The following is a 24,161-nucleotide window of genomic DNA, read 5'->3' on the forward strand; positions in this document are numbered from 1 at the left end:
TCAGGAGAGGGCTGCGACGACGGCGGCCGTGATGGCCTCCGTTCTGTCTTTGCCCGGAGTGGTTCCAATGCCGCGCGCGGTTGTCGCTTCGACCGCTTGCATGACCCGGCCGGCGGCGGCCGCTTCGCCGAGATGGTCGAGCATCATGGCGCCGGACCATATGGTGGCGATCGGATTGGCGATGCCGAGATGGGCGATGTCGGGCGCGGAGCCGTGCACAGGCTCGAACATGGACGGCGCCGAGCGGTCGGGATTGATATTGGCGGAGGCAGCGTAGCCGAGCCCACCCTGGATCGCCGCGCCGATGTCGGTCAGTATGTCGCCGAACAGGTTGGAGGCGACGACCACGTCGAGGCTCTCCGGTGCCATGATCATGCGCGCGGCGAGCGCATCAACATGATAGCTCGTCACTTCGACGTCCGGATACTCCGCGGCCAGCTTTCGCGTGATGTCGTCCCAGAACACCATCGAATATTTCTGCGCGTTTGACTTGGTGACCGAGGCCAGCTTGCGTCGACGCGACCGCGCCTGCTCGAAGCCGAAGCGCAGGATGCGCTCGACGCCGGCACGGGTGAAGATCGAGGTCTCCACTGCGACCTCGTCCAGTGTGCCTTGATGCACGCGCCCGCCGGCGCCCGAATATTCGCCTTCGGTGTTCTCGCGGATGCAGAGGATGTCGAAGTTTTCCGCACGCAACGGGCCGGTGACCCCCGGCAGCAGGCGGTGCGGTCTTATGTTGGCATATTGCACGAACGCCTTGCGGATCGGCAGCAGCAGGCCGTGCAGCGAGACCGAATCCGGCACTTCCGCCGGCCAGCCGACGGCGCCGAAAAGAATGGCGTCGAAGCCGCGCAAGGTGTCGATGCCGTCTTCCGGCATCATGCGGCCGGTCTCCTTGAAGAAGCGGCAGGACCAGGGGAGCTCGGTGCCCGTCAGGGCAAAGCCGAAGGTCTTGGCCGTGGTTTCCAGCACCGTCCAGGCGGCGGCGGTCACATCGCGGCCGATGCCGTCACCGGGGATCAAAGCGATCGAGTAGGACTTCATCGGCATCTCTCTAGAGGCTGATCAGGACGCTCTTGGTCCTGCGGTTGGCGAGATAGGCGTCACGGCCGAGATCCTTGCCGATGCCGGAGCGCTTGTAGCCACCGGTCGGCAGGATATGGTCGCGCGAGCGGCTGTAGCGGTTGACCCAGACGGTGCCCGCTTCGAGCCTGCGTGCCAGGCGGATGGCACGGGACAGATCGGAGGTGAACAGGCCGGAAGCCAGCCCGTAGGTCGGATGGCAGGACAGCGCCAGCGCCTCTTCCTCGGTCTCGAAGGTCTGGATGGTCAGGACCGGGCCGAAGATTTCCTCGACGATCGCCGGGTTGGCCTGGTCGACATTGGCGATCAGTGTCGGCTCGTAGAAATAGCCGGGGCTGTCCATGGCGGCGCCGCCGGTCAGGCATTCGCCGCCGGCCTGGATCGCGGTCCGCACGATGCTATCGACGCGCGCCCGCTGCCGTTCCGAGATGATCGGCGAATAGTGGGTTGCCTCATCCCAGGTCGGGCCGGGCCGCACCGCCTTCATCTTGTCCAGGATGGCGGCCGTCAGCCTGTCGGCTACGTTCCTCTCGACGATCAGGCGCGTGCCGGCGACGCAGGCCTGGCCGGCGTTGAAGGTGACGCTGCCGGCGATGGCTGTCGCCGCCTTGTCCAGGTCGGCATCGGCAAAGACGATCTGGGGGCTTTTGCCGCCGAGTTCCAGCGTGATCGGTTTGACGCCGGTGCGGGCGACGTTCTCCATGATGGCCGAGCCGGCGCGGGTCGAGCCGGTGAAGCTGACCTTGGCGATCTCGGGATGACCGGTCAGCGCCGTACCGGTCGTCGGACCGTCGCCGAGCACCACGTTGATAAGCCCGGCCGGCAGGCCAGCCCTGACGGCGAGCTCTGCCATATAGACGGCCGAGAAGGGTGTCATTTCCGACGGCTTCAGCACCACCGCATTGCCCGCGGCCAGCGCCGGACCGAGCTTCCATCCGGCCATAGAGATGGGAAAATTCCAGGGCGTGATCGCGCCGACCACGCCATAGGGCTCGCTCATGATCATGCCGAGACTGGCGTCATCGGTCGGCACCAGTTCGCTGCCTTCCTTGTCGGCGAATTCGGCAAAGAAGCGGATCTGCTCGGCGGTTATGGCAATGTCGCCAGCGACGAGCTGGCCGACGGGCCGCGTCGAGCACAGCGCCTCGATTTTTGCCAGCGTTTCGGCTTCCGCCTCGATCAGGTCGGCCCAGGCCTGGAGTGTCCTGGTGCGCTCGCGTGGACGGACGCCGCCCCAGTTGCTGGCCTTCAACGCCGCCTTGGCGCTCTCCACCGCACGGTCGACCATATCGAGGTCGGCGACGGGGCTGGCGGCGTATGCCTTGCCATCCGAGGGTCGGCGCATCTCGATCGCACCCTCGGCCGCGACCAGCTCTCCGTCAATGAAATGGCCGACGGGAAGGGAGACGGTATCCGGATCGAAGCTCAACGTCATAGGCGACCACCTTGCAGCATTCTGTGGGAGCCTAGCGCGGGCAGGAGCGCAGCATGCACCGTTCGACGATCAGTCGCGGATGATTGTTGCGTGCTGGCGATGAGGGACGGCAAAATCTGTTGCGGGGCCAGCACCTCGCTCGGGCGCCATTACCCTACCGTGACGTAGATCTTGCGCACCGTTTCAATGGTCTTCCAGACACCGGTGAAGCCAGGCTTCATCACGAAACTGTCGCCGGCGCGGTAGGTCACCGCCTCGCTGCCATCGGGCGTGATCTCGATCACGCCCGTGAGGATATGGCAGAACTCGAAAGTCTCCCCCTTGATCGAGCGCGTCTCGCCGGGCGTCGCTTCCCAGATGCCGGTGTGGACGAGATCGCCCTTGGCGGCGTCCTGCGCCCAGGTCTTGAAAGCGGGGTTACCGGCAATCAGCCGTTCGGGCAGCGCCCGGGATTCGCGCGGCGGGAAGGCAGGGCTGGTGTCGACGGTCTTGAGCAGGGACAAGGGATGGCCTTTCAGGTTGGGTTTCAATAGCCGCGCGAACGGTCGACGAGCCCGATGGGGTCGAGCCCGGCGTGGTAGCGCCTGATATTTTCGATGACGGCCCGCGCAGCGGTCGCCGGCTGGGTGACGCTGGCGATATGCGGGGTCAGCATGATCTTCGGATGCGACCAGAACGGATGGCCCGCGGGCAGCGGTTCGGGATCGGTGACGTCGATCATCGCCGCCGAAAGGTGGCCGCGGTCGAGTGCGGCGAGAAGGGCTTCATGGTCGAGCTGCGGCCCCCGGCCCGTATGGACGAGCGCAGCGCCCTTGGGCAGCTTCGCAAACAGGTCGGCATTCAGGAAACCGCGCGTATCCTCGGTCAGCGGCAGCAGGCACACCAGTATGTCGCTGGCCACGAGCATCTCCTCCAGTCCAGGTTCGCCATGATGACAGGTCACGCCTTCGATCTGCCGCGGCGAGCGGCTCCAGCCGGCGAGCGGAAAGCCGAAGGGCTTCAGGCGATCGAGGACGGCCTGGCCGAGTTGCCCGAGGCCGAGCACGCCGATCCGGCGCGACCCGGCCTGCAGCTGTGAGATGTCGCGCCATTCGCCGGCGCGCTGCTGCGCCAGATAGGCAGGCAGGTTGCGATGCAGGGCGAGCACCGCAAGCGTCACATATTCCTGCATCATGCGCATGATGCCCTCCTCGATCGTCCGCACGATCTTCACCTTCGTGGGCACCGCATCGAAACGAAACTGGTCCACGCCCGCGCCCAGGGAAAACAGGATTTCCAGGTTCCGGTAGCGCGCGAGGTCTTCTGGTGCAGTCCAGGAAATGAGATAACGCACCGCGTCCGGATCGACCGTTGCGGCATCCATCGTGAAGGGGACGTCCGGCAGTTCTCTAGCGAAGGCTTCGCCGAAGATCGCCCCGCGCCGCGCATCGGAATTGAACAGGAATGTCATTCCGGTTCCCCTTAAGCCGCGCAGCGGGCGCCCAGCGCCTCGGTCAGTCGCTGGCAGGCGATGAGTTCGTCGGTGAGAATGTACTCATCCGGCTTGTGGGCGCGGCCGATGTCGCCGGGGCCGCAGATGATCGCGTCGAAGCCGGCGGCCTGATAGAGCCCGGCCTCGGTACCGTAGCTGATGGCGGCGATCGGCGTTTCGCCGGTCAGCTCTTGTAGCAGCGCCGCCACCGGCGCGTCCTGTGGCAGCGACAGCGCCGGATAGGCGCTGAGCGGCATCCATTCGACCCGAAAGCCGTCGGCCTCACAGGCCTCTGCCTTCGCCCTTACCGGTGCAAGCAGGCTGGCCGGGTCGACGCCCGGAATGGCGCGCGCCTCCAGCTCCAGCGTGCAGCTGTCGGGAATGATGTTGACCGACTGTCCGCCCTTGATCACGCCAGCCTGCAGCGAGGAATAGGGCGGCTCGAAGGCTGGGTCGAACGGGCCATGCGTCAGCCGCTCGGCTTCGCTCACGACCGCAGCCAGCGTTTCGGCCATGGCGTGGACGGCGTTGAGGCCGAAGTCGGGTCGCGAGGAATGGCCGGAGCGGCCCTGGATCGTCACGCGGGCGGCCGCCTTGCCCTTGTGGCCGCGCACGGCGCGCAGGCCGCTCGGCTCGCCGACGATTACGCCGAGCGGTTTTGCGCAAAGGTCGGGGAGGCGGGCGATCAGATGCGGCACGCCGCGGCATCCTACTTCCTCGTCATAGGAGAAGGCGAGATGGATCGGTTTGGCGAGGCGCAGCCCAGTCAGCATGGGCACGGCCGCGAGTGCCGCGGCCAGAAACCCCTTCATGTCGGTGGTGCCGCGTCCATAGAGCCGCTCGCCCTCCCGGCGCAGCGTGAAAGGAGCCGAACTCCATTGCGGTTCGCCGGCGGGGACGACGTCCATGTGGCCGGACAGGATGTAGCCCGGGACATCGGCGGGGCCGATCGTCGCGAAAAGATTGGAACGGTCGCCTTCCGGCCCCGGCAGCACGGTGACCTGCGCCCCGTACCCCGCGAGATAGGCCTCAATCCAGCCAGTGATATCACCATTCGGCTTGCCGGCCACCGATGGGAAGGCGACGAGACGGTCGAGGATGTCGAAGACGTCCATTCCAGCCCTCAAGGCATATCGGGATCGCCGGGATCGATGCCGACGATTGTGTGCTGCTACATTTCCGCGGAGAATGTCTGCGTTCTCCCGCGATTGCGTGCCGAAAGCGGAAATGTTTCAGTTGAATCTTGCGTTGGCAGGGGGCTTTCGAGCAAATCGTACGGGCCTGTTTGTTTAGCGTTGGTGGACAAAGGGCGGCTGTGGCGTGTCGCCGGTCAATTTGCGGGGATATTTCAGAGGCATGGACTTGAAGCCGCCCGGAAACTTGAAAATCGACACCTTCTCGATGCGTATCGGCGACATCGAAGGCGTTGAGCTGGACCGGTTGCACGCACTCTCGCTCTCCGTGGGATGGCCGCATCGCGCCGAGGATTGGCAATTCCTGCGTGAATCGGGAGAGGGGTTCGTAGCGCTCGACGATATCGGCCGGGTTCTGGGTTCCGCTATGTGGTTCGCGCATGGTGCCGATTTCGCCACCGTGGGGATGGTCATCACATCGCCGCGACTCCAGACGCTGGGAGCGGGGCAATGGCTGATGAAGCGGGTCTTCGACAAGGTCGTCGGCCGCGACTTGCGCCTTAATGCAACGCGCGCGGCAAGGCGGCTCTATCTCTCGCTCGACTTCCAGCCCGAGAAGACCGTCTATCAATGCCAGGGCATCGCCCGGATGCCGACGATGGCCAGGCCCGCCGATATTCGAGGCGATGTCCGGACTTTGGACGCAAGGGATATTCCCGCAGCAATCGCGCTCGACGCGGCAGGATTTGGCGTGAGGCGGGCGGCGCTCATCGAAAGGCTTTTCGCGCACTCGGCCGGCTATGGTCTTTTCAAGGATGACAAGCTGAACGCGTTCGCGCTCTGTCGGCCCTTCGGGCGGGGCCATGTCGTGGGGCCGGTCGTGGCGGAAAGCGACGCCGACGCCGTGGCGATCGTGCGGCCGCACGTGGCCGACCATTCGGGGTCTTTCCTGCGCATCGACACTCACATGGACAATGGCGAGTTCGCCGCCTTTCTGTCGCACAGCGGAATGCCGGTTTTCGACACGGTGCTCACCATGTCGATGGGTAAGCCCCTCAACGATTTTGCCGTCGGCGGCTCAGCTGGACCGGTGACCTATGCGCTTGCCAGTCAAACTCTCGGGTAGTTGGGTCGAGGCAGGCGTTGCTGTTCAGGCCGTCACAGGCATTCTTGTGGCGCTAGGAGAACTAACGTCCAAAAGTACGGTTTCTGCAGCTATACTGGACCAAACGCAGCAGACCAAAGAGGATTGTCCCAGCCTTCGAAGTTACCCAAGGCAGGCGCGCATCAATGTGGCGCATATCTAGCCAAGTTTTGACGATGAAAGCGTCGCGGAACCATCCGGAACGATACGGGAAGACTTCTGATTTTGGCCCACGAAAAAGCCAATGAAATCAACGATCTTATTACCCCCTCCGGGCCCACCAACATTTTAACCGTTTGATTTCACTATATTTTATGACTCATTTCGACGCCGCCTTTTGGCCTCGAACCCCGTCGGTCCCTGAGAATCGGTCACTCAGTATACAAGGCGGGGGTTCGTGATCGATAGCGCGCGGGGCTTGCGTCGCTTGGCGAGGCGGCGACGCGTTCGGCGCGCCATGTCCTGGCGGAACCGGAAATTGTGACCCGAAGCCGACATCTCTTGGCCGGCAGTGTGTACAACCGCTCGTCAGGACGCGAATTCTTCTACCTTGGCCGCAAATGCACTTCTTCGGGCTGCCGGGCATGGACATCGTGCCACAGTTGTACCGGCTACTCGGCAAAAGGCGATTCACGCAGGAGGTCGACCGACAAACGGCCGCGCGTATATCCTGGAACATATTTCAAAGCGAAGTCGGCGATGAAATTGTCCCTCGTCGTATTTGGATGGTTTCTCGCAATGTCACAAAGGCAAGTCGTCAGATGGTTCTTCATGCCAAGGCGAGGATAGACTGACAAGATCGCGTCCTTGTTGTCGTCGCTCAATTCATCATACCCGGCGCCGCCATAATCACACCCGATACCAGTCAGGCAGCATGCGACGTCGATCCCCTTGTGTCGGGCAATCGATCCGGTGGTGTGTAAGGCGATCGCGTCCCATATTGTTTCGGCGCGCCGCTCTCCCATCTCGTGGGAGAGGGCGAAGGCGCGGCCAGCGTCCGCTCCGACAACCTCGAAGCGACGGTCTGGAGCGCCGCCACGCGCGAGGCCGAGATCATGCAAAAGCACCGCGACAGCAACCAGTTCCGCGTCCGGGGTGAGCGCACGTTTCTGGGTGAGCTTCGCGCCATAAAGCCAGGAACGTACCACATGATTGAGGAGCCAAGGCGGCGACTCGGTCTGCGCAGCCTCGTAGGCATCCCGGACGGCGCGACTGTCGGGCAGGGTAAGATCCAATGCCCGACCGACTGCCAGCGCATCAAAGAAGTTTGGCTTGTCGCAGTCGCTCATCTCGCGCTCCACGCGTTTCGCGGACACGTGTGGTTCGTCCCCGTTGGCTGAAGAGATTGGCATCGCGATGCCCAGACCAAGGATGCGGCGCCTTGCGATCCTGTAGCGATAACAAAGGCGTGAAGCCCGCACATGTCTGTCACCTCACGCACCTCACGTTTGGCGGGCAGCCACCCAGCCTTCGAGACGTGCCCGCCGTTGCGCTCGGTTCGTCGCGTTGCGCGCGTTCACAGCTTCCAGAATTTCAGGCGACGCCGTATCCGGGCGACCCGCATTGAAGGGCGGTTGGGGCGCGTACTCCAGACCAAGCTGCACCATTTCGGCTACTCGTTGGCCGCTCAGTTCCGCGATGAGGGCCAGAACGAAATCGATGCCTGCAGTGACGCCGCCCCCGGACAGAATATTGCCGTCCCGGACGATGCGGCTGTCGTCGACGATGGCACCGAAGAGCGGCAGCAGTTCTCGCCACGCCCAATGGCAAGCCGCCCGGCGGCCTACAAGGAAGCCGGCAGCCCCGAGGATGAGCGAGCCCGAGCATACAGACGTCAGATAGCGAGCGGACGCCCCCAGCCGGATAATCTCGTTCAGGTAGAGCTCGTTTTCGACAGCAGCGAGGCAGCCACCGCCGCCTGGCACCAGAAGGACGTCACAGGACTCGATGGTGGCAAGGTCCTCCAGGTCAGAGAAGGTGAGACGGTCTGTCGTGATCGATTGGCCGCCCAGCGACGCCACCCGGACGTCCAGGTCGGGCGTGCGCGAAAGAAATTGGTGCGGACCGGTGAAGTCTAGTTGGGTTACCCCGTCGTACACCGGCATCACCACACTGATTGGCTGTGACATCGCTTACCTCCTGAGGAGAAACTACGACGAGAGGACTTTGACCTAAAGGTCAAACTTCCCTATCATTCGGCCATGAAAAAGCTCGGCTTCTACATTTCGCCAGGATTTCAGATGCTCGACCTCGCTGGTCCGGCCGGCGCGTTCGAGGCGGCAAATGGCGAGATCGGCCGTCCTGCCTATGACGTCCATATCGTGGCGGACGGTGCGGGGGCTGTGACCAACAGCCTTGGCTTCTCCACGACTGCCGCCGCACTCGAGGACGGCATGTTCGATACTTTGATCGTAGTTGGGGGAAGCATCGCCCCGACGGCAAGGACGGCAATGTCTGGACGTCGGCGGGCATCACAGCCGGCATCGATCTTGCTTTGGCCCTCATCGAGGAAGATCACGGCTTCGCCATCGCCAAAGCCGTGGCCCAGTATCTGGTTGTCTACCATCGTCGCCATGGCGGGCAGTCGCAATTCGCCGCGTCGATCGATCTTGCGCCAAAGAGCGATCGGATCGCCGCTGCCTTAGGTCACGCACGAGATCACATTGCCGAGGAACTTCCGGTCGAGCGGCTGGCTGAGGCGGCTGGTATGAGCCTGCGCCAGTTCAGCCGGACATTCCGAGCGCAAACCGGCACCACGCCTGCGCGTGTCGTGGAACGGCTTCGAGCGGATTTGGCGAGAGGCCGCATAGAGGCGACAGCCGAACCTGTCGAACGCATCGCGGAGGCAGTCGGTTTTGGCGACGCCGAGAACATGAGACGGGCATTTATCCGGATCTACGGGCGACCGCCCCAATCGATCAGGCGGGCCGCTCGGATCTGAGCTTGAGCGTGTCGTAGCACAACCGCCCGAGTGCGTGGAGAAGCGCCACGACCAGGCGTCCAAACTGGTCCAATGGGTAGTTCCGACGACAGAGTGGCACTGCTAAAAGTCCGAAGAAGCCGTCATGCGCTGATCGCGGCCAACGGTACCATCAGCATCGTTCTGAATAGTGGCAATGGCCGCGAGACGATCCGGAACACCGCGGGAAGATTTCTAGTTCTAACCCACGAAAAATCCAATAAAATCAATGATCTAAATACGTCCTCCGAGCCCACCATTGTTATTGTCAATGCCTTATTGGCTGGTTCGCCACGAGGTTCGCCAAGCAGTGGGTTGCGCGTAACCAGCCGTAACTCGGTCCATGCCTTGCACAGCCAAGCGCACCCGCGACGCTTCCCGTGAATAGAGCTCTGCACGGTCGATGTCGTCGAGACCAAGAACGTCCATCATCTGCCTGGTGGATGCCTCCGCTTCGGCGAGATGGACCCAGAGTGACTTCCTCAGACCGTGCAGCGTAAGGCCCTTCGGCAATCCCTGTGTTCGCGTCGTCAAGGATCGAGAAACTGTATCGCCCGCCTGCATCGAGATCTACTGAGTAGCTCAGGCGGTCGCGTATGTGGTTGTCCTGGTCGAACGTGACGATCCGCGGTTTCAGCGAAGTGATTTGCGTTTCGTCCAGGTAAATGGAGTTGCAGATTATGATTTGGTCGCCGGGCTGGCAGGTGCGGGCGGCAGCACCGTTGAGGATGCAGCACCGCGAGTCTCGCTCGCCAAGAACGACATAGGTCGAAATGCGCGCGCCGGAATTCTTGTTCCATATCTCCACGAATTCCATGGGCAGGATCCCGGCTGCCTCGCAGTGGACAGGGTCGAGCGTTGTCGAACCATGGTAGTTGAGGTTCGCTTCTGTGACGTAGATACCGTGCAGTTTGCCGGCGACTATTTTTCGAATTGGTTCCGTTGTCCCCTCTCGATCGTACAAGGTCAGTCTTGTCGTCCCATTGGCGGTCGGGTCGCCCCGCTAAATTCCAACGACGAGCGCACCCCCGCTGAGACCGGCACCCGCGGCCGCCAGAAGAATCTTCTCGCCTGGCCGAAACGGTTCGGCACGATGGGCCAGCGACAGCGACAGCGGGATCGTCGCGGCGGAAGAGTTGCCGTAGTCGGCGATCGTCTTGACGATCGCGTGGTCGGCAATGCCGAGGTTCCTGCCGACCGCATCGAAAATACGAGCATTCGCCTGATGCGGCACGAACCGCCCGATGTCCTGTGGTCGCACTGCGGCAGCGGCTAGCGCGCTTATCGAGCAATCGGTCATCATCTCGACAGCCTTGGCGAACACTTCGCGGCCGTCGGTCATCGTCATGCGGGTTTGTCCGAGATCCAGGCCGCCATGAAACGGGATGTTGCTTCCGCCCGCCGGGATCTGGATCAGCCCGTAGCGCGAGCCATCCGAATCCACGGAGGCGCCGAGAATCCCCCGATCAGCATCCTCGCATGGGCCAATCACCACGGCGCCGGCGGCATCGGCAAAGAGGACCGAGCTGGCGCGCTCGGCCGGATTGATGCGGCGGCTGAGGATGTTGGCGGCAATGACAAGGGCCGCCTTACCTTGCAGGCGGGTGAAGCCGTCGGCGAACATCAGCGCGTAGATGAAGCCGGCGCAAGCGCCGGTGAGATCAATCGCACCGGCACGGCCCAGTCCCAGCCGATGTGCGACCAGCGGCGCGCTCGGTGGCAGGAGATGATCGGGCGTCGAGGTGGCGAGCAACAGAAGACCGATGTCGCTGCGGTCAATGCCGGCGTTGGCTAGCGCCATGTCGCCGGCTTGCGCGGCAATGCCCGACAGCGTGTCTTCGCCCGTTGCCCAGAAGCGCGAACGAATTCCGGTGCGCCGCTCGATCCAGCCAGGTTCGAGCCCGAGATTGTTCTCGATCTCGGCATTCGCCACTTTGCGCCCAGGCGCATGATGGCCAAACCCGAGAATGCGCGACGACCTGCTCATGACTTTGAGCCGAAACGTTCGCCGGCCTCCTCGATGGCGTCATACAGACCGGCCAACTCGTCGCCGGTGACGCAATAGGGCGGCAGGAGGTAGAGGACATTGCCGAGCGGACGCACAAGCAGCCCCCGGTCGAGGAAGAACGCGCGCAGCTTTGGCCCGATCTCGGCCAGATAGCCGGCTGAGCCGGCGCGCAAATCGAGTGCTGCGATCGTGCCGGTCGCCCGGCTGTCGCTGAAGAAGGTGTTGTCGCGAAAGCGCTGAAGCCCGGCGGTCTGCATCGCGCTCAAGGTCGCGATCCGCTGGGCCACCGGCTCGTCGCGCCAGATCTCGACATTGGCGAGGCCGGCCGCGCAGGCAATCGGATTGGCGGTGTAGGAACTCGAGTGGAAAAACGTCTTCTTCCGGTCCGTCGAATAATGGGCCTGGAAGATGGCATCGGTGGCAAGCGTGGCGGCCAGCGGGATGGCGCCGCCGGTCAACCCCTTCGAGGTGCACAATATGTCCGGAGAGATGGACGCCTGCTCGCAGGCGAACATGGTCCCGGTGCGCCCCCAGCCGGTCATCACCTCGTCGGCGATCAACAAGGTGCCGGAGGCTTCGGCGATCTTCTTCAATTCGGTCAGAACCCAGGCCGGATACATCAGCATGCCGCCGGCGCCAAGCACCAGCGGTTCGACAATCAGCGCGGCGGCGCGCTGGTCGCGGCTGACGGCCTCGAACCGATCCAGCGTTTCCTGCTCTCGCCCGGCGGCCGGGAAGGGGATGGTGTCGACCTCGAACAGCAAGGGTTCGTAGGCGGCGTTGAACACCCCGCGGGCACCGACGCTCATCGTGCCGATGGTGTCGCCATGATAGCTGTGCTCCATGACGACGATGCGCGAGCGCCGAGCGCCGATGTTGCCGAAATAGCCGAGCGCCATCTTCAGCGCGACTTCGACGGCGGTCGAGCCACTGTCGGAATAGAACACCCGATCGAGCCCGGCGGGAGCGAGGCTGACAAGCGCCTTGGCCAAGCGTTCTGCCGGCTCGTGCGTGAAGCCGGCGAAGATGATCTGGTCTAGGCTCGACGCGGTCGTCTCGATGGCCTTCATGATGCGGGGATGGCGATGGCCATGGGTGACGACCCACCAGGAGGAAATCGCGTCCAGGATGCGGGAGCCGTCGGCCTTGTGGAGATAGGCGCCTTCGGTCAAGACGATTTCAGGGATCGCCGGCTCGAGCGCGTGCTGGGTGAAGGGATGCCACACACGGGACTGCGACATCATTCGCCTCCGGTAATCGAGGCAAGGTCGAAGCCGGCAGTCATCGCGCCCCTCAGTGTTTTGGACGTCAGCGGGTCGAGGTGCGGCAGCCTGCCGAGTTGCGGCACGCCGCCGAATTCCACGATGGTCTTCTGCGTATCGGCTACCTCGTCGCCGATGAAGACGATGCCGATGAGCGGGATGGAGCGCGCCCGCAGGGCCTCGATCGAAAGCAAAGTGTGGTTGATGGTGCCGAGCGCGGTGCGGGCGCACAGAATGACCGGCAGCTGCCACTGCTCGAATATGTCGATGAACCTTGTCTGCCGGTTGAGCGGCACCATCAGTCCGCCCGCACCCTCGATGACGAGCGGACCCGGCACGGCCGGAAGCGAGAGCTCTGCCGTTTCGATCGAGACGCCGTCGATTTCGGCCGAACGATGCGGCGACAGCGGGCTCTGCAGGCGATAGGCTTCCGGCAGCACGCGCTCGGCGGGCAAGCCGGAAAGCCGGGCAACGACCTCGCTGTCGGTCTCGCCGTCGAGGCCCGATTGCACCGGCTTCCAGTAGAAGCCATCGAGCAGGTTGGCGAACCCCGCCGAAAATACTGTCTTGCCAATTCCGGTGTCTGTTCCGGTGACGACGATCCGCTTGGTCATTCTGTGCCCAACACCTCGACGAGCGCCTCGACCATGGCGGAAATGTCGGCTTCGCCGATATTGAGCGTCAGTGAGATGCGCAGGCGCGACGTGCCCTCGGGCACGGTCGGCGGACGAATGCCGCGTATATCGAAGCCGCGAGCCTGCAGTGCCGCCGCCACCGCCATGGTGCGCCCGACGTCGCCGACGATAAATGGCTGGATCTGCGAGCCGCTCGGCGCCACGCCACAGCGCTCGGCCAATTGCCGGCCGGCGGAAGCGACACGCCCATGCAACTGAGCACGACGCATGGGCTCGTCGGAGAGAATGGTCAGCGCCTCACGCGCCGCGATCGCCATCAGCGGCGATGGCGCGGTGGCGTAGATGAATGGCCGGCACCGGTTGACGAGATAGTCGCACAGCGTTCGTGGAGCGGTGACGAGCGCGCCGGACGCGCCAAGCGCCTTGCCGCAGGTGTGGAGCGCGACGATGTTGTCGCGGCCCTCGAAGGCGGCGGCGAAGCCGCGTCCGTCCGGTCCCCAGACGCCTGTGGCATGCGCCTCGTCGACGAGGATGAAGGCCTCGTGCCGATCGGCAAGCGCGACGAGGCTCTCCAGCGGCGCGCGGTCGCCGTCCATGCTGTAGAGGCTTTCGACCGCGATCCAGACGCGCCCCATTCCGCCTTCGGCGCGCCAGCTTGTGATCGCGTCCTCGACGGCGTCGACGTCGTTGTGCGCGGCCAGCCTGGCCTCGGCGCGCCCGGCCTGCGCGCCCTCATGCATGCTGGCATGGGCGAGTTCGTCGAGGACCAGCAGGTCGCCCTTTTGCGGCAGCGCGGTCAGGAGAGCGAAGTTGGCGATGTAGCCGCTGCCGAAAAACAGTGCGCGTTCGGCGCCGAAGAAGGCCGCGGCGTCTGCCTCCAACTGCTCATGCTCCGGTGCATTGCCGCGCAACAATCGCGAGCCGGTGGCTCCGACCGGCGTGCCCCGCGCAATCGCCGCCGCAACCGCTTCGCCAAGTCTTTTGGAGGCGGCAAGCCCGAGATAGTCGTTCGACGAGAAGTCGAGCCCGGCGCGCGGCGCAAGCGTCCGCAGGCGATCCTTGCGCGCCAGTCCGCGCAAGGATGCATCATACCGGGCAAGAAGTGCTTCGTTCATTGCGCCTCGCGTTCCATCGGCGCGATGCCGAGACGGCGGAACAGCAGAGTATCCCTGTCCTCGCCGGGATTGTCCGCCGTCAGCAGCGTGTCGCCGACGAAGATCGAGTTGGCGCCGGCAAAGAAGCACAGCGCCTGCATCTCGTCGGTCATGGCGGTGCGACCGGCCGAAAGTCGAACATGCGATTTCGGCATCATGATGCGCGCCAGCGCGATCACGCGCACGAATTCGATCGGCTCGATGGGTTTAGCCTCGGCAAGCGGGGTGCCCTCGATCGGAATCAACATGTTGATCGGAACGCTTTCGGGATGCTCCGGCAGATTGGACAGCGTCACCAGCATGTCGATCCGGTCCACGGGCTCTTCGCCCATGCCGACAATGCCGCCGCAGCAGACCTTGATGCCGCTGTCGCGGACATTGGCGAGTGTATCCAGCCGGTCGGCGAACGTGCGGGTCGAGATGACCTCTGAGTAGTAGCGTTCCGACGTATCGATGTTGTGGTTGTAGTAGTCGAGGCCCGCCTGTTTGAGACGAGAGGCTTGCTCAAGATCGAGCATGCCGAGCGTCATGCAGGTCTCCATGCCCAGCGCTTTGACGCCTTCGACCATCGCCACGACCGCATCCATGTCGCGCGCCTTGGGATTGCGCCACGCTGCACCCATGCAGTAGCGGGTGGCGCCGGCGTCACGTGCCTTGGTCGCCTCGGCTATGACGCGCCTGACCTCCATCAGCTTCGACGCCTTCAACCCGGTTTCGTGATGCGCCGACTGGCTGCAATAGCCGCAATCCTCCGGGCATCCGCCTGTCTTGATGCTGAGAAGCCGGCTCAGCTGGACCTTGTTGGGATCGAAATTTTGGCGGTGAACGGTTTGCGCCTGAAACAAAAGGTCATTGAAAGGGGCGTCGTGGAGCGCCCGAGCCTCTTCCAGGGTCCACAACCGGCGGCCGTCGAAGGCTTGATCTCCAGGCAGGGTCTTTTCCGAAATCGCTGCGTGCATTTCCATGCTGTTCCCCTTGCGTTGTGGCGACGTAGGCGCCCTTGAGCCTAACGGACCGCGTCGAGACGTGACCGATCGACCGCCGATGGTCAGGTCCGAAGATCAAAGCTGCCGGTAGTCGAGACCGATATCGAGGATTGGCGCACTGTGAGTCAACCAGCCGATAGAGATCAAATCGACACCGGTCGCGGCGACGGCCGGCGCCGTCATGGGCGTAATGCGGCCCGACGCCTCGGTAATCGCTCGCCCGGCAACCATGGCCACCGCCTGGCGAAGCTCGTTGATCGACATGTTGTCGAGCAGGACGGCGTCGGGGGCAAGCGCCAGGGCCTCTTCCAACTGGGCCAGCGTATCGACCTCGACTTCGATCTTGACGAGATGGCCGACACCGCTTCGCGCGCGCTCGATTGCAGGGCGAATTCCGCCGGCGATGGCTATGTGGTTATCCTTGATCAGGATCGCGTCGTCGAGGCCGAAACGGTGATTGGAGCCGCCACCGGCGCGCACGGCATATTTTTCGACCGCCCGCAATCCGGGTGTCGTCTTGCGCGTGCAGGCGATCTTTGCACCATGCCCGCGAACCGCCGCGACGACCGATGCGGTCGCCGTGGCGATGCCACTCAGATGGCAGAGGAAATTGAGCGCCGTCCGCTCCGCCGTGAGTATGGCCCTGGCCGGACCGCTCACCGATGCAATGATCTCACCTTGCATGATCTCGCTGCCGTCCGCACGACACACGGTCATGTCGATGTTCTGGTCGATGAGCCGGAAGGCGAGCATCGCCAGATCGAGCCCGGCGATGGTTCCGGCCTGGCGCGCCGTCAGCACGGTTGTCGCACGATGGCCTTTCGGTATGACTGCATCCGAGGTCACGTCGCCGGCCCTGCCGAGGTCTTCGAGCAAAGCTGCCCGCACCAGCGGCTCGAGCATGATTGCGGGAAGTGGTGAGAGGTTCATCACGCGACGCCTTCCAGCATTGGGGAGGATTCGAATTCCCGCGCTGTGGCAATGGCCGCGTCGAGCGTAATTTGGGAACGGCGGGCGACGGCGGCATGGAGGGGGAAGTCCGTCCGGAAATGAGCGCCGCGGCTTTCCTGGCGCAGCAAGGCGGCAACGGTGATCATCAGCCCGACCGCGGCAGGATCGGACGCAGTGTCATGTCGCTGCAACAGCAGCAGAGCCCGCGCAGCCTGCTTCAATCCTTCACCATCGCGCGTTACGCCGAGGGCATGTGACAGGAGAGGGCGCACAGGCCTTGGATCTGGCGCGGGCAGGTCAAAGGCCATCGCCGGCTCCCCGCGGTGCTCAAGCGAAGCGGCTACACTCTCGGCAACCCAGCGCGCGCAAACGATGGCCTCGGTCAGCGAGTTGCTGGCAAGCCGGTTGGCGCCGTGCAAGCCGGTCGAGGCGACCTCGCCGCAAGCCCAAAGTCCGGGAACCGAAGTGCGCCCGGCCAGATCCACGGCGACGCCACCCATGTGGTAGTGCTGGGCCGGCCGGATGGGAATGAGGTCGCGAGCAGGGTCGATGCCGACCTTGCTGCAGGCTAAGGCGATCGTCGGGAACTGCCCCGCGAATGCCAGGCCGGGCTTTTCCCGCACATCGAGAAAGACGCGATGGCCGTCGGCAAGATGTCGCCAGACGGCGCGCGCCACGATATCGCGCGGTGCAAGCTCCGCACCTCGCACGCCGTCGAGAAAACGCCGCCCTGTCTCGTCGACGATCGTTGCGCCTTCGCCGCGAACCGCCTCACTGATGAGCAGCATCGGACGGCCCGGCCCGTCAAGCGCGGTCGGGTGGAACTGGATGAACTCCAGGTCGGCAAAAATGGCACCGGCGCCTGCGGCGAGTGCCAGGCCTTGTCCGCAACTGCCGAGCGGGTTTGTCGTGTCGTGGAACAAGCCACCGATCCCGCCTGTGGCGAGAACGACCCGTCCTGTGGCGACGAACACCGGACCCGTCGAACAACTCGCCAGCACACCGGTGACACTGCCGTCCTCCGCGGCCAACCGGCGCGCTTCCACGCCTTCTACGACCACAATCGACGGAGTGGAACGCACGGCAGAGACCAAGGCGCGCATAATCTCGCGCCCGCTGCCGTCGCCGTCGGCATGAACGATGCGCCGCCGGCTGTGCGCGGCTTCCAGTCCGAGACGCAGAACTCCGTCGGGTGACCGATCGAAACGAACCCCAAGGCGCGCCAGGTTCTCGATCGCGGCGGGCGCGGCGTACACGATGCGCCTTGCTGCCTCCGCATCGCAAAGGCCGTCGCCTGCGGCGAGCGTGTCGGCAAGATGGAGCGCCGGTTCATCATCGTCGCCCAGGCTGGCGGCAAGCCCGCCCTGCGCCCACGCGCTCGACGCATCCGCGCCTAGCGGCGATCTCGACAGGAGAAGCACCGGCTCAGGCGCCAGATGCAATGCAGTCATCAGTCCGGCTATGCCACCACCGATGATGACCGGCCGCCCGGCGAGATCGCGGACGTCCATGCTCATACCGCCAGCATCCGCTCGACGGCCAGACGCGCGCGCCCAGCAATCTCCGGCTCGATGGTTACGACATGGCGGTTCTGCTCGAGCGCCGCACGAATGTTGGCGAGCGTTATCCGCTTCATGTGCGGGCACAAATTGCAGGGCCGGATGAACTCGACCTCTGGGTGGTCGACCGCTACATTGTCGCTCATCGAGCACTCCGTCATCAGCACGACGCGAGGCGGTTTTTGCCGCCCGACATAGTCTGACATCGCGGCGGTCGAGCCGGAAAAATCGGCCTCGGCCACCACTTCGGGCGGACATTCGGGATGCGCCAGCACCGTCACGCCTGGATGGTCCTCGCGCAGCTGACGGATGTCGGCCGGCGTGAAGCGCTCATGCACCTCGCAATGCCCTTTCCAGGCGATGATCTGCACCTCGGTCTGGGCGGCGATGTTCTGGGCCAGATACTCGTCCGGCAGCATGATCACCCGAGGAACGCCAAGCGACTCGACGACGGCCTTCGCGTTGCCTGAGGTACAGCAGATATCGGACTCAGCCTTCACTTCGGCGGAAGTGTTGACATAGGTGACAACCGGCACGCCCGGATAGCGTTGCCGAAGCAGCCGGATGTCCTCGGCGGTAATCGAGTCTGCCAGCGAACAGCCTGCTCGCAGATCGGGAATGAGCACCGTTTTGCCTGGATTGAGCAGCTTCGCCGTCTCGGCCATGAAATGCACGCCGGCGAGCACGATGACATCGGCTTCGGCCGTCATCGCCTTGCGGGCAAGCGCCAGGCTGTCCCCGACGATGTCGGCGACGCAGTGGAAGATCTCCGGCGTTTGGTAGTTGTGCGCCAGGATGACGGCGTTTCGCTGCCGCTTCAGATCAAGGATGGCGTCGATATCATCGGTGAATGCCGGCCATTCGATCGGTGGGATGACCCGCCTTACCCGATCATAGAGCGCGGCGGCACGTGAGGAACCGGTGAGCATGGTCAGCCTTCTTATGCTCCAAATGAGTATAATGAAGGCATATGCTTAACTTGAGCATAAGGATTGTCAAGCGCGTGAAAGTGGCAATTTCGTTCCTGCGACAGTTCGCTCCGCCAGAATCGTCTGGCGGAAGCGGAAACGCTTCGCCGGGCGCCCCCCTGTGTCGGACATTGTCTCGCCCGTCTCCTCGATCAGATCCTGCTGGTCGATGAGACGCCGGAAATTCTGCTTGTGAACGAGCCTGCCGGCGAGTGCTTCAACGGTGCGTTGCAGTTGCAGCAGCGTGAATGCTGGCGGCATCAGTTCGAACACGACGGGGCGGTATTTGATCTTAGTTCGAAGCCTGGCGATGCCCGTCGCCAGAATACGGCGGTGGTCGGCGATCATCGGCCAGCCAGGGACAGATAGCGGGCTGCCATTGTCCGAGCGGCGTGTGGCTTCAGCCACCAGCTCGGCTTCATAGAGCAGTTCGTATCGCTGCAGGACGAGTTCCTCGTTCCAGCCGCGATCATCCAGGCCAAAGGCAAATTCCACGCGTTGCCGTCGATCGCCGCCCATGTTCCGGGCCTCGGCTTCACCAGCCCAGGCCAAAAGTCTAGGCATGAGAGTATCGGCCAACATGGGCGGCACGCCGGCACGGTGATCTTCCCATGGAAAATACTGGTACCAGCCTTGCCAACCATGCGTTGGTGAACGTTCTGCCTGCTCTTCTCGCGTCAAACCAAGATAACTGATCGAGATCACTTGCTGCACGCCCTTGCCGCCAATCCTATCGCGATCGGCGAACGTATAGAGCTGTTCGATATAGCCTAGCGGATGACCGGTCTGCCGCTCTACCCACGCCCGCAAACCCGACTGCAAGGAGCGATGGTCGAATTCAAAAGGGCCGGACGGCAAAGCGTCCGCGTGCCCGATGGTTAGCACGCGTGGTTCACCGTCGGTCACCGCGATCACAACGGCGATCAGATCCGCGCTGACGGCCCGGCTCGGATTGTCGCTTGCAGCCTGCCTTGTCGCCTGTGTTGTGTTGTCTTGCATGGGGGTCGATGGAATTCTGATGTGAAGGCGCTCGAATGGGGCAAGCGGAGCGAAGGTGAACTGCCGCACGCCGCCCGTCAACGTGCATCACAGAAGGATGGGGACTCTATCCTTCCCTGAGGCCGGGAATGCCAGCTGATACGGCTCCAGTCAGCTGGACGTCCGCACGATCAGCCGGCCCGGCAAATAGGTTGTTACTTTCTCCCGGTGGCCGAGAAGCATGGCGATCATGACGTCAACCATTTCGGACTCCGGCTGCTCATAAGTCGTGAGATCGTAGGTCGGGGATCCTGAAAACGCGGTGTTGTCGAAACCGACGACGGCAATGTCCTGCGGTATTCGCAACGCGTACTCGCTGCGGATCACGTCCATGGCGCCGAATGCCAGCGCATCGTTCTCGCACATCAGCACATCGATGCGTTCTTCTGGCAGAGTCCTCTCGAGATAGGCACGCGCCGCGTCCGCGCCAGCATCGACGCTGTAGCGTTCGGCCGCGATTTCCATCAGCTCGACATCGCGCTCCCGGCGCCAGAATTCCTTGAATTTGCGCCGCCGCCCGAGTGCTGTCGACAAGGTTCTCCGCCCCGCCATGAAACCCGGTCGCCGGTACCCTCGCGCCAGAAGGTGACGGCCGATTTCGTCCATGGCGATATCGGTATCGCAAGTGATCGCCGGCACGCCCTCGATCTGGCAGTCCCTGGCCACGACGAAAAGCGGGGCGCCGTCGGGCCCGAGTTTCCGATCGTTCAAGGTCTCGTCACGAAAAGCGGTGCCGAACAGAACGATCGCATCGACCTGGCGCTGATCGGCGTTGAGGATTGCGTGGATGTGATTGTAGTGGTCGTTGATGTTGATCAGGACCGCCAGCAGCCCTTCCGCCTGCAGCCCCAAGGTCAGCTTTGCCAGGAAGGGCAGCTTGTGGGGGTTCTCGAAGTCGTCGACGAGAACCGCGACCTGATGCGTCAGGTTGGTGGCGAGACTGCGTGCCAGAAGGTTAGGCCGGTAGTTGAGTTTCTCGGCGGCGGCCAGCACCTTTGCCTTGCTCGCTTCCGTAATCGACGCGCCCTGCGTGAAGGCCCGTATCACCGTCCATTTGGATACGCCGGCTTCCGCTGCCACATTCTGAGCCGTCGCCCGCTTCATGTCCGAGTCTCCTGCTTTCGGAATGTATATTCCATATTCTCATAACTCGAAATGAACAGTTGATTTTTCGACAGGACAATTTATAAGCCATGCAGTTTGCTACCGGTAGCAAGAAAGTTTGCACCCGGTAGCAGGCGCGCCGTGTGGGGCGCAACAATCGTGCTCGTGCCAGGAGGCGCGGGGCATTCTTTTGGGAGGAGTTCTGAAATGAAGTCGTTTCTTCGCAACATCATGCTTGGTGTGGCATTCGCGGGCGCGCTTGGTGCCGCTTCGAGTGTCGCCTCTGCCAAGGACATTTCCATCATCGCCGTGACCCACGGCCAGGCCAACGATCCTTTCTGGTCCGTGGTCAAGAACGGCATGGCGGCAGGCGCCAAGGATGCAGCCGTCCATATCGACTATCGCGCACCGGAAACCTTCGACATGGTGGCCATGAGCCAGCTCATCGATGCGGCGGTCAACCAGAAGCCGGACGGTCTGATCGTCTCGATCCCGGATTCTTCGGCCTTGGGGCCGTCGATCCAGAAGGCTGTTGCCGCCGGCATTCCGGTCATCTCGATCAACTCGGGCTCCGACGTTTCGAAGTCGCTGGGTGCGCTCCTGCATGTCGGTCAGGACGAATACAGTGCCGGCAAGGCAGCCGGCGAAAAGCTGAAGGAATTGGGCGGCAAGGTCGCAATCTGCGTCAATCAGGAAGTCGGCAACGTAGCGCTCGACCTGCGCTGCAAGGGCTTCTCCGATGGTTTTGCAGGCAGTGCCACGGTGTTGCCGGTTTCCAACGATCCGGCTGACGTCCGGGCAAAGGTGAAGGCCGCGCTCAGCGCCAATGCTGAAGTCGACACCATCATGGCACTCGGTGCCAGCACAGCCGGCGAGCCGTCCCTGGCCGCTGTTGCCGATGCCGGCATGACCGGCAAGGTCAAGGTCGCGACCTTCGACCTTTCGGCAGACTTCCTGAAGGCTGTCGCGGCCGGCGATGCTGCCTTTGCCATCGATCAGCAACAGTTCCTCCAGGGCTATCTGCCCGTGGTCTTCCTCGCAAACTATGCGAAGTACGGTCTGATCCCCGGCGGCAATGTGCCCTCCGGTCCGAACCTGATCACCAAGGACAAGGCGGCGCAGGTCGTCGAACTCTCGGCTCAGGGCATCCGCTGATGCACCACTGCTGAAACACGTGATCGTCGACAATCCCTCCCCGGTTTCGGGGAGGGCCTTCGGCTGGCGAAGCGGGCGACGAGGGTTGCCCGCGGTGCTTCGGCAACTGCAATCCATTGGGAGGTATCATGACTCCGGAACAGAAAGCCGCGGATGCGGCAAAATCCGACGAGCGGCTCAGGCAGGTGGGAATTCTCACACAGCTGATGCGTCGCCCCGAGCTCGGTGCCGTTGCCGGTCTCGTCCTGGTGGTGATCTTTTTCTTTTTCACCGCGGATCGCTCGATGTTTTCGCTTTCAGGCGCGATGACGATCCTGGCTCCTGCGTCGCAATTGGGAATTCTCGCCGTCGCCGCCGCCTTGCTTATGATCGGTGGCGAGTTCGACCTGTCGATCGGTTCGATGGTGGCTTTCTCAGGTCTGATCTTTGGTGCTGCATTGACCAATTTCGGTCAGCCCGCCTGGATGGCCATCATCTTCACGATGCTGCTGGCCGGCGCCATGGGCGCGGTCAATGGGCAGATCGTCATCAGAACCCGACTGCCGTCGTTCATCGTGACGCTTGCATTCCTCTTCATTCTGCGCGGCTTGACCCTCGTTGGTCTCAAATGGGCGACCGGCGGCTCGACACAGCTTCGCGGGATAAATGACCTCGTTGGCGACGGGCCTCTGAGGCGCCTGTTCTCCGGAGTTGCCTTTCAGGATCTGTTCAGCTGGCTCGCTGCACACGGTCTGATCGAAAAATTCGACAATGGCGTGCCGAAAGTAACCGGCGTTCCGGTGTCCGTCGTCTGGTTCATCGTCGTTGCCGGTGTCGCCACATGGGTGCTTTTGCGTACCCGTGTCGGCAACTGGATCTTCGCGGCCGGTGGCGATCCCAATGCGGCGCGAAACTCCGGTGTGCCGGTCGATCGGGTGAAGACCGGGCTTTTCGTCCTGACGGCATGCGCCGCAGCGCTCGTCGCGATCATCACCGTGCTCGATGCCGGCTCGACCGACGCGCGCCGCGGCTTCCAGAAGGAGTTCGAGGCAATCATCGCCGCCGTGATTGGCGGATGCCTGCTGACGGGCGGCTACGGCTCGGCGATCGGCGCCTTCTTCGGCGCGATCATCTTCGGCCTTGTTTCCATCGGCCTGACCTACACCAAGTTCGACTCGGACTGGTTCCAGGTGTTCCTCGGCTCGATGCTGCTGCTGGCCGTCCTCTTCAACAGTTTCATCCGCCGCAAGGTGACAGGGGAGCGTTGATCATGGTTGAGAGCAAAGTTGAAACTGCCCCTCCGGTCATCGAAGTCCGGGACATCGTAAAACACTACGGTTCCATCATCGCACTTTCGGGCGTCTCGATGAAGGTGTCGCAAGGCGAAGTCCTGTGCCTGCTTGGCGACAACGGCGCCGGAAAATCCACCCTGATCAAGACCCTTTCGGGCGTGGTCCGCCCGTCCAGCGGCGATTTCCTGGTCGATGGCAAACCGGTCGCTTTCACCAGCCCGCGTGACGCGCTCGATGCCGGTATCGCGACCGTCTACCAGGACCTGGCGATGATCCCGCTAATGTCGATAACGCGCAATTTCTTCATGGGTCGCGAGCCGCTCAGGGGCTTTGCGCCGTTCCGCCACATCGATTTCCGTCATTGCGACCAGGTGACCCGCGAGGAGATGCACAAGATCGGCATCGATGTTCGTGACCCGAGCCAGGCGGTGGGTACGCTTTCGGGCGGCGAGCGGCAATGCGTGGCAATCGCACGAGCGGTCTATTTCGGCGCCAAGATCCTGATCCTCGACGAGCCGACATCGGCGCTCGGCGTCGCCCAGACCTCGATGGTGCTGAAGTATATCCATCAGGTGCAGCAAAAGGGCCTGGGCGTGATTTTCATCACCCACAACGTGCGCCACGCCTTCGCGGTCGGCGATCGCTTCACCGTTCTCAACCGCGGCAAGACGCTGGGCACTTTCGACAAGGGCGCGGTCTCCATCGAGGAACTGCAGAACCTCATGGCCGGCGGCAAGGAACTGCAGGTGCTCGCCGGCGAACTCGGCGGCACAGTCTGACCCCGAAAAATCAGGAATCGACCTTGACCACGACAACCACATCATCGCCATTCACGCTCGCAGTCT

At 63.2% G+C, this 24,161-nt stretch carries 21 protein-coding genes and 3 pseudogenes; 5 read left to right on the forward strand and 19 right to left on the reverse strand.

What is annotated here, in order from left to right; all coding sequences use genetic code 11:
- From AC1D0N_RS12180 to argE, 5 genes are all read right to left on the reverse strand, one after another.
- Positions 1-1,044: a tartrate dehydrogenase gene (locus AC1D0N_RS12180; protein ID WP_477244119.1), complete on the reverse strand. Its 1,044-nt coding sequence runs from the start codon at positions 1,042-1,044 to the stop codon at positions 1-3.
- Positions 1,045-1,054: 10 nt separating this feature from the next.
- Positions 1,055-2,518 carry an aldehyde dehydrogenase family protein gene (locus tag AC1D0N_RS12185; RefSeq protein ID WP_477244121.1) on the reverse strand — a complete coding sequence of 488 codons (1,464 nt, stop codon included), beginning with the start codon at positions 2,516-2,518 and terminating at the stop codon, positions 1,055-1,057.
- 149 nt (positions 2,519-2,667) lie between these two features.
- Positions 2,668-3,021: a cupin domain-containing protein gene (locus AC1D0N_RS12190; RefSeq protein ID WP_477244123.1), complete on the reverse strand. Its 354-nt coding sequence runs from the start codon at positions 3,019-3,021 to the stop codon at positions 2,668-2,670.
- Positions 3,022-3,044: 23 nt separating this feature from the next.
- Positions 3,045-3,968 (reverse strand): 2-hydroxyacid dehydrogenase, encoded by a 924-nt coding sequence (locus AC1D0N_RS12195; protein WP_477244125.1) that lies wholly within the window; start codon positions 3,966-3,968, stop codon positions 3,045-3,047.
- 11 nt (positions 3,969-3,979) lie between these two features.
- Positions 3,980-5,104, reverse strand: a complete 1,125-nt coding sequence (argE, locus tag AC1D0N_RS12200; RefSeq protein WP_477244127.1) for an acetylornithine deacetylase — start codon at positions 5,102-5,104, stop codon at positions 3,980-3,982.
- Positions 5,105-5,345: 241 nt separating this feature from the next.
- Between argE and AC1D0N_RS12205 the strand changes: the two genes are divergently transcribed.
- Positions 5,346-6,248 carry a GNAT family N-acetyltransferase gene (locus AC1D0N_RS12205; RefSeq protein ID WP_477244129.1) on the forward strand — a complete coding sequence of 301 codons (903 nt, stop codon included), beginning with the start codon at positions 5,346-5,348 and terminating at the stop codon, positions 6,246-6,248.
- A gap of 629 nt (positions 6,249-6,877) precedes the next feature.
- Here the strand turns inward: AC1D0N_RS12205 and AC1D0N_RS12210 are convergent.
- Both AC1D0N_RS12210 and AC1D0N_RS12215 read right to left on the reverse strand, forming a co-directional pair.
- Positions 6,878-7,555, reverse strand: a complete 678-nt coding sequence (locus AC1D0N_RS12210; RefSeq protein WP_477244131.1) for an HD domain-containing protein — start codon at positions 7,553-7,555, stop codon at positions 6,878-6,880.
- 153 nt (positions 7,556-7,708) lie between these two features.
- Positions 7,709-8,395 (reverse strand): DJ-1/PfpI family protein, encoded by a 687-nt coding sequence (locus tag AC1D0N_RS12215; RefSeq protein ID WP_477244133.1) that lies wholly within the window; start codon positions 8,393-8,395, stop codon positions 7,709-7,711.
- 72 nt (positions 8,396-8,467) lie between these two features.
- Between AC1D0N_RS12215 and AC1D0N_RS12220 the strand changes: the two are divergent.
- Positions 8,468-9,207, forward strand: a pseudogene (locus AC1D0N_RS12220) (GlxA family transcriptional regulator).
- 294 nt (positions 9,208-9,501) lie between these two features.
- On the opposite strand, the pseudogene AC1D0N_RS12225 reads toward AC1D0N_RS12220, so the two are convergent.
- From AC1D0N_RS12225 to AC1D0N_RS12280, 12 genes and pseudogenes are all read right to left on the reverse strand, one after another.
- Positions 9,502-9,753, reverse strand: a pseudogene (locus AC1D0N_RS12225) (hypothetical protein); the annotation flags it as partial.
- Positions 9,746-10,159: pseudogene (gene panD, locus AC1D0N_RS12230) on the reverse strand (aspartate 1-decarboxylase); the annotation flags it as partial. The pseudogenes AC1D0N_RS12225 and panD, both read right to left, overlap by 8 nt.
- Positions 10,160-10,228: 69 nt before the next feature.
- Positions 10,229-11,212 (reverse strand): beta-ketoacyl-ACP synthase III, encoded by a 984-nt coding sequence (locus AC1D0N_RS12235; protein WP_477244135.1) that lies wholly within the window; start codon positions 11,210-11,212, stop codon positions 10,229-10,231.
- Positions 11,209-12,474, reverse strand: coding sequence for an adenosylmethionine--8-amino-7-oxononanoate transaminase (locus AC1D0N_RS12240; protein WP_477244137.1), 1,266 nt, complete (start codon positions 12,472-12,474; stop codon positions 11,209-11,211). Before AC1D0N_RS12240 ends, AC1D0N_RS12235 begins: the two co-directional genes overlap by 4 nt.
- Positions 12,474-13,109, reverse strand: coding sequence for a dethiobiotin synthase (gene bioD / locus AC1D0N_RS12245; protein ID WP_477244139.1), 636 nt, complete (start codon positions 13,107-13,109; stop codon positions 12,474-12,476). The genes AC1D0N_RS12240 and bioD overlap by 1 nt, the downstream gene beginning before the upstream one ends.
- A complete protein-coding gene (locus AC1D0N_RS12250; RefSeq protein WP_477244140.1) occupies positions 13,106-14,245 on the reverse strand; it encodes an 8-amino-7-oxononanoate synthase in 1,140 nt (379 codons plus the stop codon). The genes bioD and AC1D0N_RS12250 overlap by 4 nt, the downstream gene beginning before the upstream one ends.
- Positions 14,242-15,243 carry a biotin synthase BioB gene (gene bioB, locus AC1D0N_RS12255; RefSeq protein WP_477244993.1) on the reverse strand — a complete coding sequence of 334 codons (1,002 nt, stop codon included), beginning with the start codon at positions 15,241-15,243 and terminating at the stop codon, positions 14,242-14,244. Before bioB ends, AC1D0N_RS12250 begins: the two co-directional genes overlap by 4 nt.
- Before the next feature lie 102 nt (positions 15,244-15,345).
- Entirely contained in the window at positions 15,346-16,200 is an 855-nt protein-coding gene (nadC, locus tag AC1D0N_RS12260) for a carboxylating nicotinate-nucleotide diphosphorylase (RefSeq protein WP_477244142.1), read from the reverse strand.
- A complete protein-coding gene (locus AC1D0N_RS12265; RefSeq protein ID WP_477244144.1) occupies positions 16,200-17,738 on the reverse strand; it encodes an L-aspartate oxidase in 1,539 nt (512 codons plus the stop codon). Before AC1D0N_RS12265 ends, nadC begins: the two co-directional genes overlap by 1 nt.
- Complete coding sequence (nadA, locus tag AC1D0N_RS12270; protein ID WP_477244146.1) at positions 17,735-18,709, reverse strand: quinolinate synthase NadA; 975 nt, start codon at positions 18,707-18,709, stop codon at positions 17,735-17,737. Before nadA ends, AC1D0N_RS12265 begins: the two co-directional genes overlap by 4 nt.
- 66 nt (positions 18,710-18,775) lie before the next feature.
- On the reverse strand, positions 18,776-19,747 hold the full coding sequence (locus AC1D0N_RS12275) for an NUDIX hydrolase (RefSeq protein ID WP_477244995.1): 972 nt from the start codon (positions 19,745-19,747) through the stop codon (positions 18,776-18,778).
- 150 nt (positions 19,748-19,897) lie between these two features.
- Entirely contained in the window at positions 19,898-20,890 is a 993-nt protein-coding gene (locus AC1D0N_RS12280) for a LacI family DNA-binding transcriptional regulator (protein ID WP_477244148.1), read from the reverse strand.
- Positions 20,891-21,097: 207 nt separating this feature from the next.
- On the opposite strand from AC1D0N_RS12280, the gene AC1D0N_RS12285 reads away from it, so the two are divergent.
- From AC1D0N_RS12285 to AC1D0N_RS12295, 3 genes are all read left to right on the forward strand, one after another.
- The gene (locus AC1D0N_RS12285) at positions 21,098-22,045 is read left to right on the forward strand and encodes a sugar ABC transporter substrate-binding protein (RefSeq protein ID WP_477244150.1); all 948 of its coding nucleotides are present in this window, start codon (positions 21,098-21,100) and stop codon (positions 22,043-22,045) included.
- Between the two features lie 128 nt (positions 22,046-22,173).
- The gene (locus AC1D0N_RS12290) at positions 22,174-23,292 is read left to right on the forward strand and encodes an ABC transporter permease (RefSeq protein ID WP_477244151.1); all 1,119 of its coding nucleotides are present in this window, start codon (positions 22,174-22,176) and stop codon (positions 23,290-23,292) included.
- A 2-nt stretch (positions 23,293-23,294) separates the two neighbouring features.
- Positions 23,295-24,095 (forward strand): ATP-binding cassette domain-containing protein, encoded by an 801-nt coding sequence (locus AC1D0N_RS12295; RefSeq protein ID WP_477244153.1) that lies wholly within the window; start codon positions 23,295-23,297, stop codon positions 24,093-24,095.
- Positions 24,096-24,161: the final 66 nt, after the last annotated feature.

The sequence above is a fragment of the Mesorhizobium sp. P2_E10 genome (assembly GCF_056404235.1).

Excerpts from the sequence above, each read along its gene's own strand:
- AC1D0N_RS12180 (WP_477244119.1), bottom strand. The coding sequence starts at position 1,044 with ATGAAGTCCTACTCGATCGCTTTGATCCCCGGTGACGGCATCGGCCGC.
- AC1D0N_RS12185 (WP_477244121.1), bottom strand. The coding sequence starts at position 2,518 with ATGACGTTGAGCTTCGATCCGGATACCGTCTCCCTTCCCGTCGGCCAT.
- AC1D0N_RS12195 (WP_477244125.1), bottom strand. The coding sequence starts at position 3,968 with ATGACATTCCTGTTCAATTCCGATGCGCGGCGCGGGGCGATCTTCGGC.
- argE (WP_477244127.1), bottom strand. The coding sequence starts at position 5,104 with ATGGACGTCTTCGACATCCTCGACCGTCTCGTCGCCTTCCCATCGGTG.
- AC1D0N_RS12205 (WP_477244129.1), top strand. The coding sequence starts at position 5,346 with ATGGACTTGAAGCCGCCCGGAAACTTGAAAATCGACACCTTCTCGATG.
- AC1D0N_RS12210 (WP_477244131.1), bottom strand. The coding sequence starts at position 7,555 with ATGAGCGACTGCGACAAGCCAAACTTCTTTGATGCGCTGGCAGTCGGT.
- AC1D0N_RS12215 (WP_477244133.1), bottom strand. The coding sequence starts at position 8,395 with ATGTCACAGCCAATCAGTGTGGTGATGCCGGTGTACGACGGGGTAACC.
- AC1D0N_RS12235 (WP_477244135.1), bottom strand. The coding sequence starts at position 11,212 with ATGAGCAGGTCGTCGCGCATTCTCGGGTTTGGCCATCATGCGCCTGGG.
- AC1D0N_RS12240 (WP_477244137.1), bottom strand. The coding sequence starts at position 12,474 with ATGTCGCAGTCCCGTGTGTGGCATCCCTTCACCCAGCACGCGCTCGAG.
- bioD (WP_477244139.1), bottom strand. The coding sequence starts at position 13,109 with ATGACCAAGCGGATCGTCGTCACCGGAACAGACACCGGAATTGGCAAG.
- AC1D0N_RS12250 (WP_477244140.1), bottom strand. The coding sequence starts at position 14,245 with ATGAACGAAGCACTTCTTGCCCGGTATGATGCATCCTTGCGCGGACTG.
- bioB (WP_477244993.1), bottom strand. The coding sequence starts at position 15,243 with ATGCACGCAGCGATTTCGGAAAAGACCCTGCCTGGAGATCAAGCCTTC.
- nadC (WP_477244142.1), bottom strand. The coding sequence starts at position 16,200 with ATGAACCTCTCACCACTTCCCGCAATCATGCTCGAGCCGCTGGTGCGG.
- AC1D0N_RS12265 (WP_477244144.1), bottom strand. The coding sequence starts at position 17,738 with ATGAGCATGGACGTCCGCGATCTCGCCGGGCGGCCGGTCATCATCGGT.
- nadA (WP_477244146.1), bottom strand. The coding sequence starts at position 18,709 with ATGCTCACCGGTTCCTCACGTGCCGCCGCGCTCTATGATCGGGTAAGG.
- AC1D0N_RS12275 (WP_477244995.1), bottom strand. The coding sequence starts at position 19,747 with ATGCAAGACAACACAACACAGGCGACAAGGCAGGCTGCAAGCGACAAT.
- AC1D0N_RS12280 (WP_477244148.1), bottom strand. The coding sequence starts at position 20,890 with ATGAAGCGGGCGACGGCTCAGAATGTGGCAGCGGAAGCCGGCGTATCC.
- AC1D0N_RS12285 (WP_477244150.1), top strand. The coding sequence starts at position 21,098 with ATGAAGTCGTTTCTTCGCAACATCATGCTTGGTGTGGCATTCGCGGGC.
- AC1D0N_RS12290 (WP_477244151.1), top strand. The coding sequence starts at position 22,174 with ATGACTCCGGAACAGAAAGCCGCGGATGCGGCAAAATCCGACGAGCGG.
- AC1D0N_RS12295 (WP_477244153.1), top strand. The coding sequence starts at position 23,295 with ATGGTTGAGAGCAAAGTTGAAACTGCCCCTCCGGTCATCGAAGTCCGG.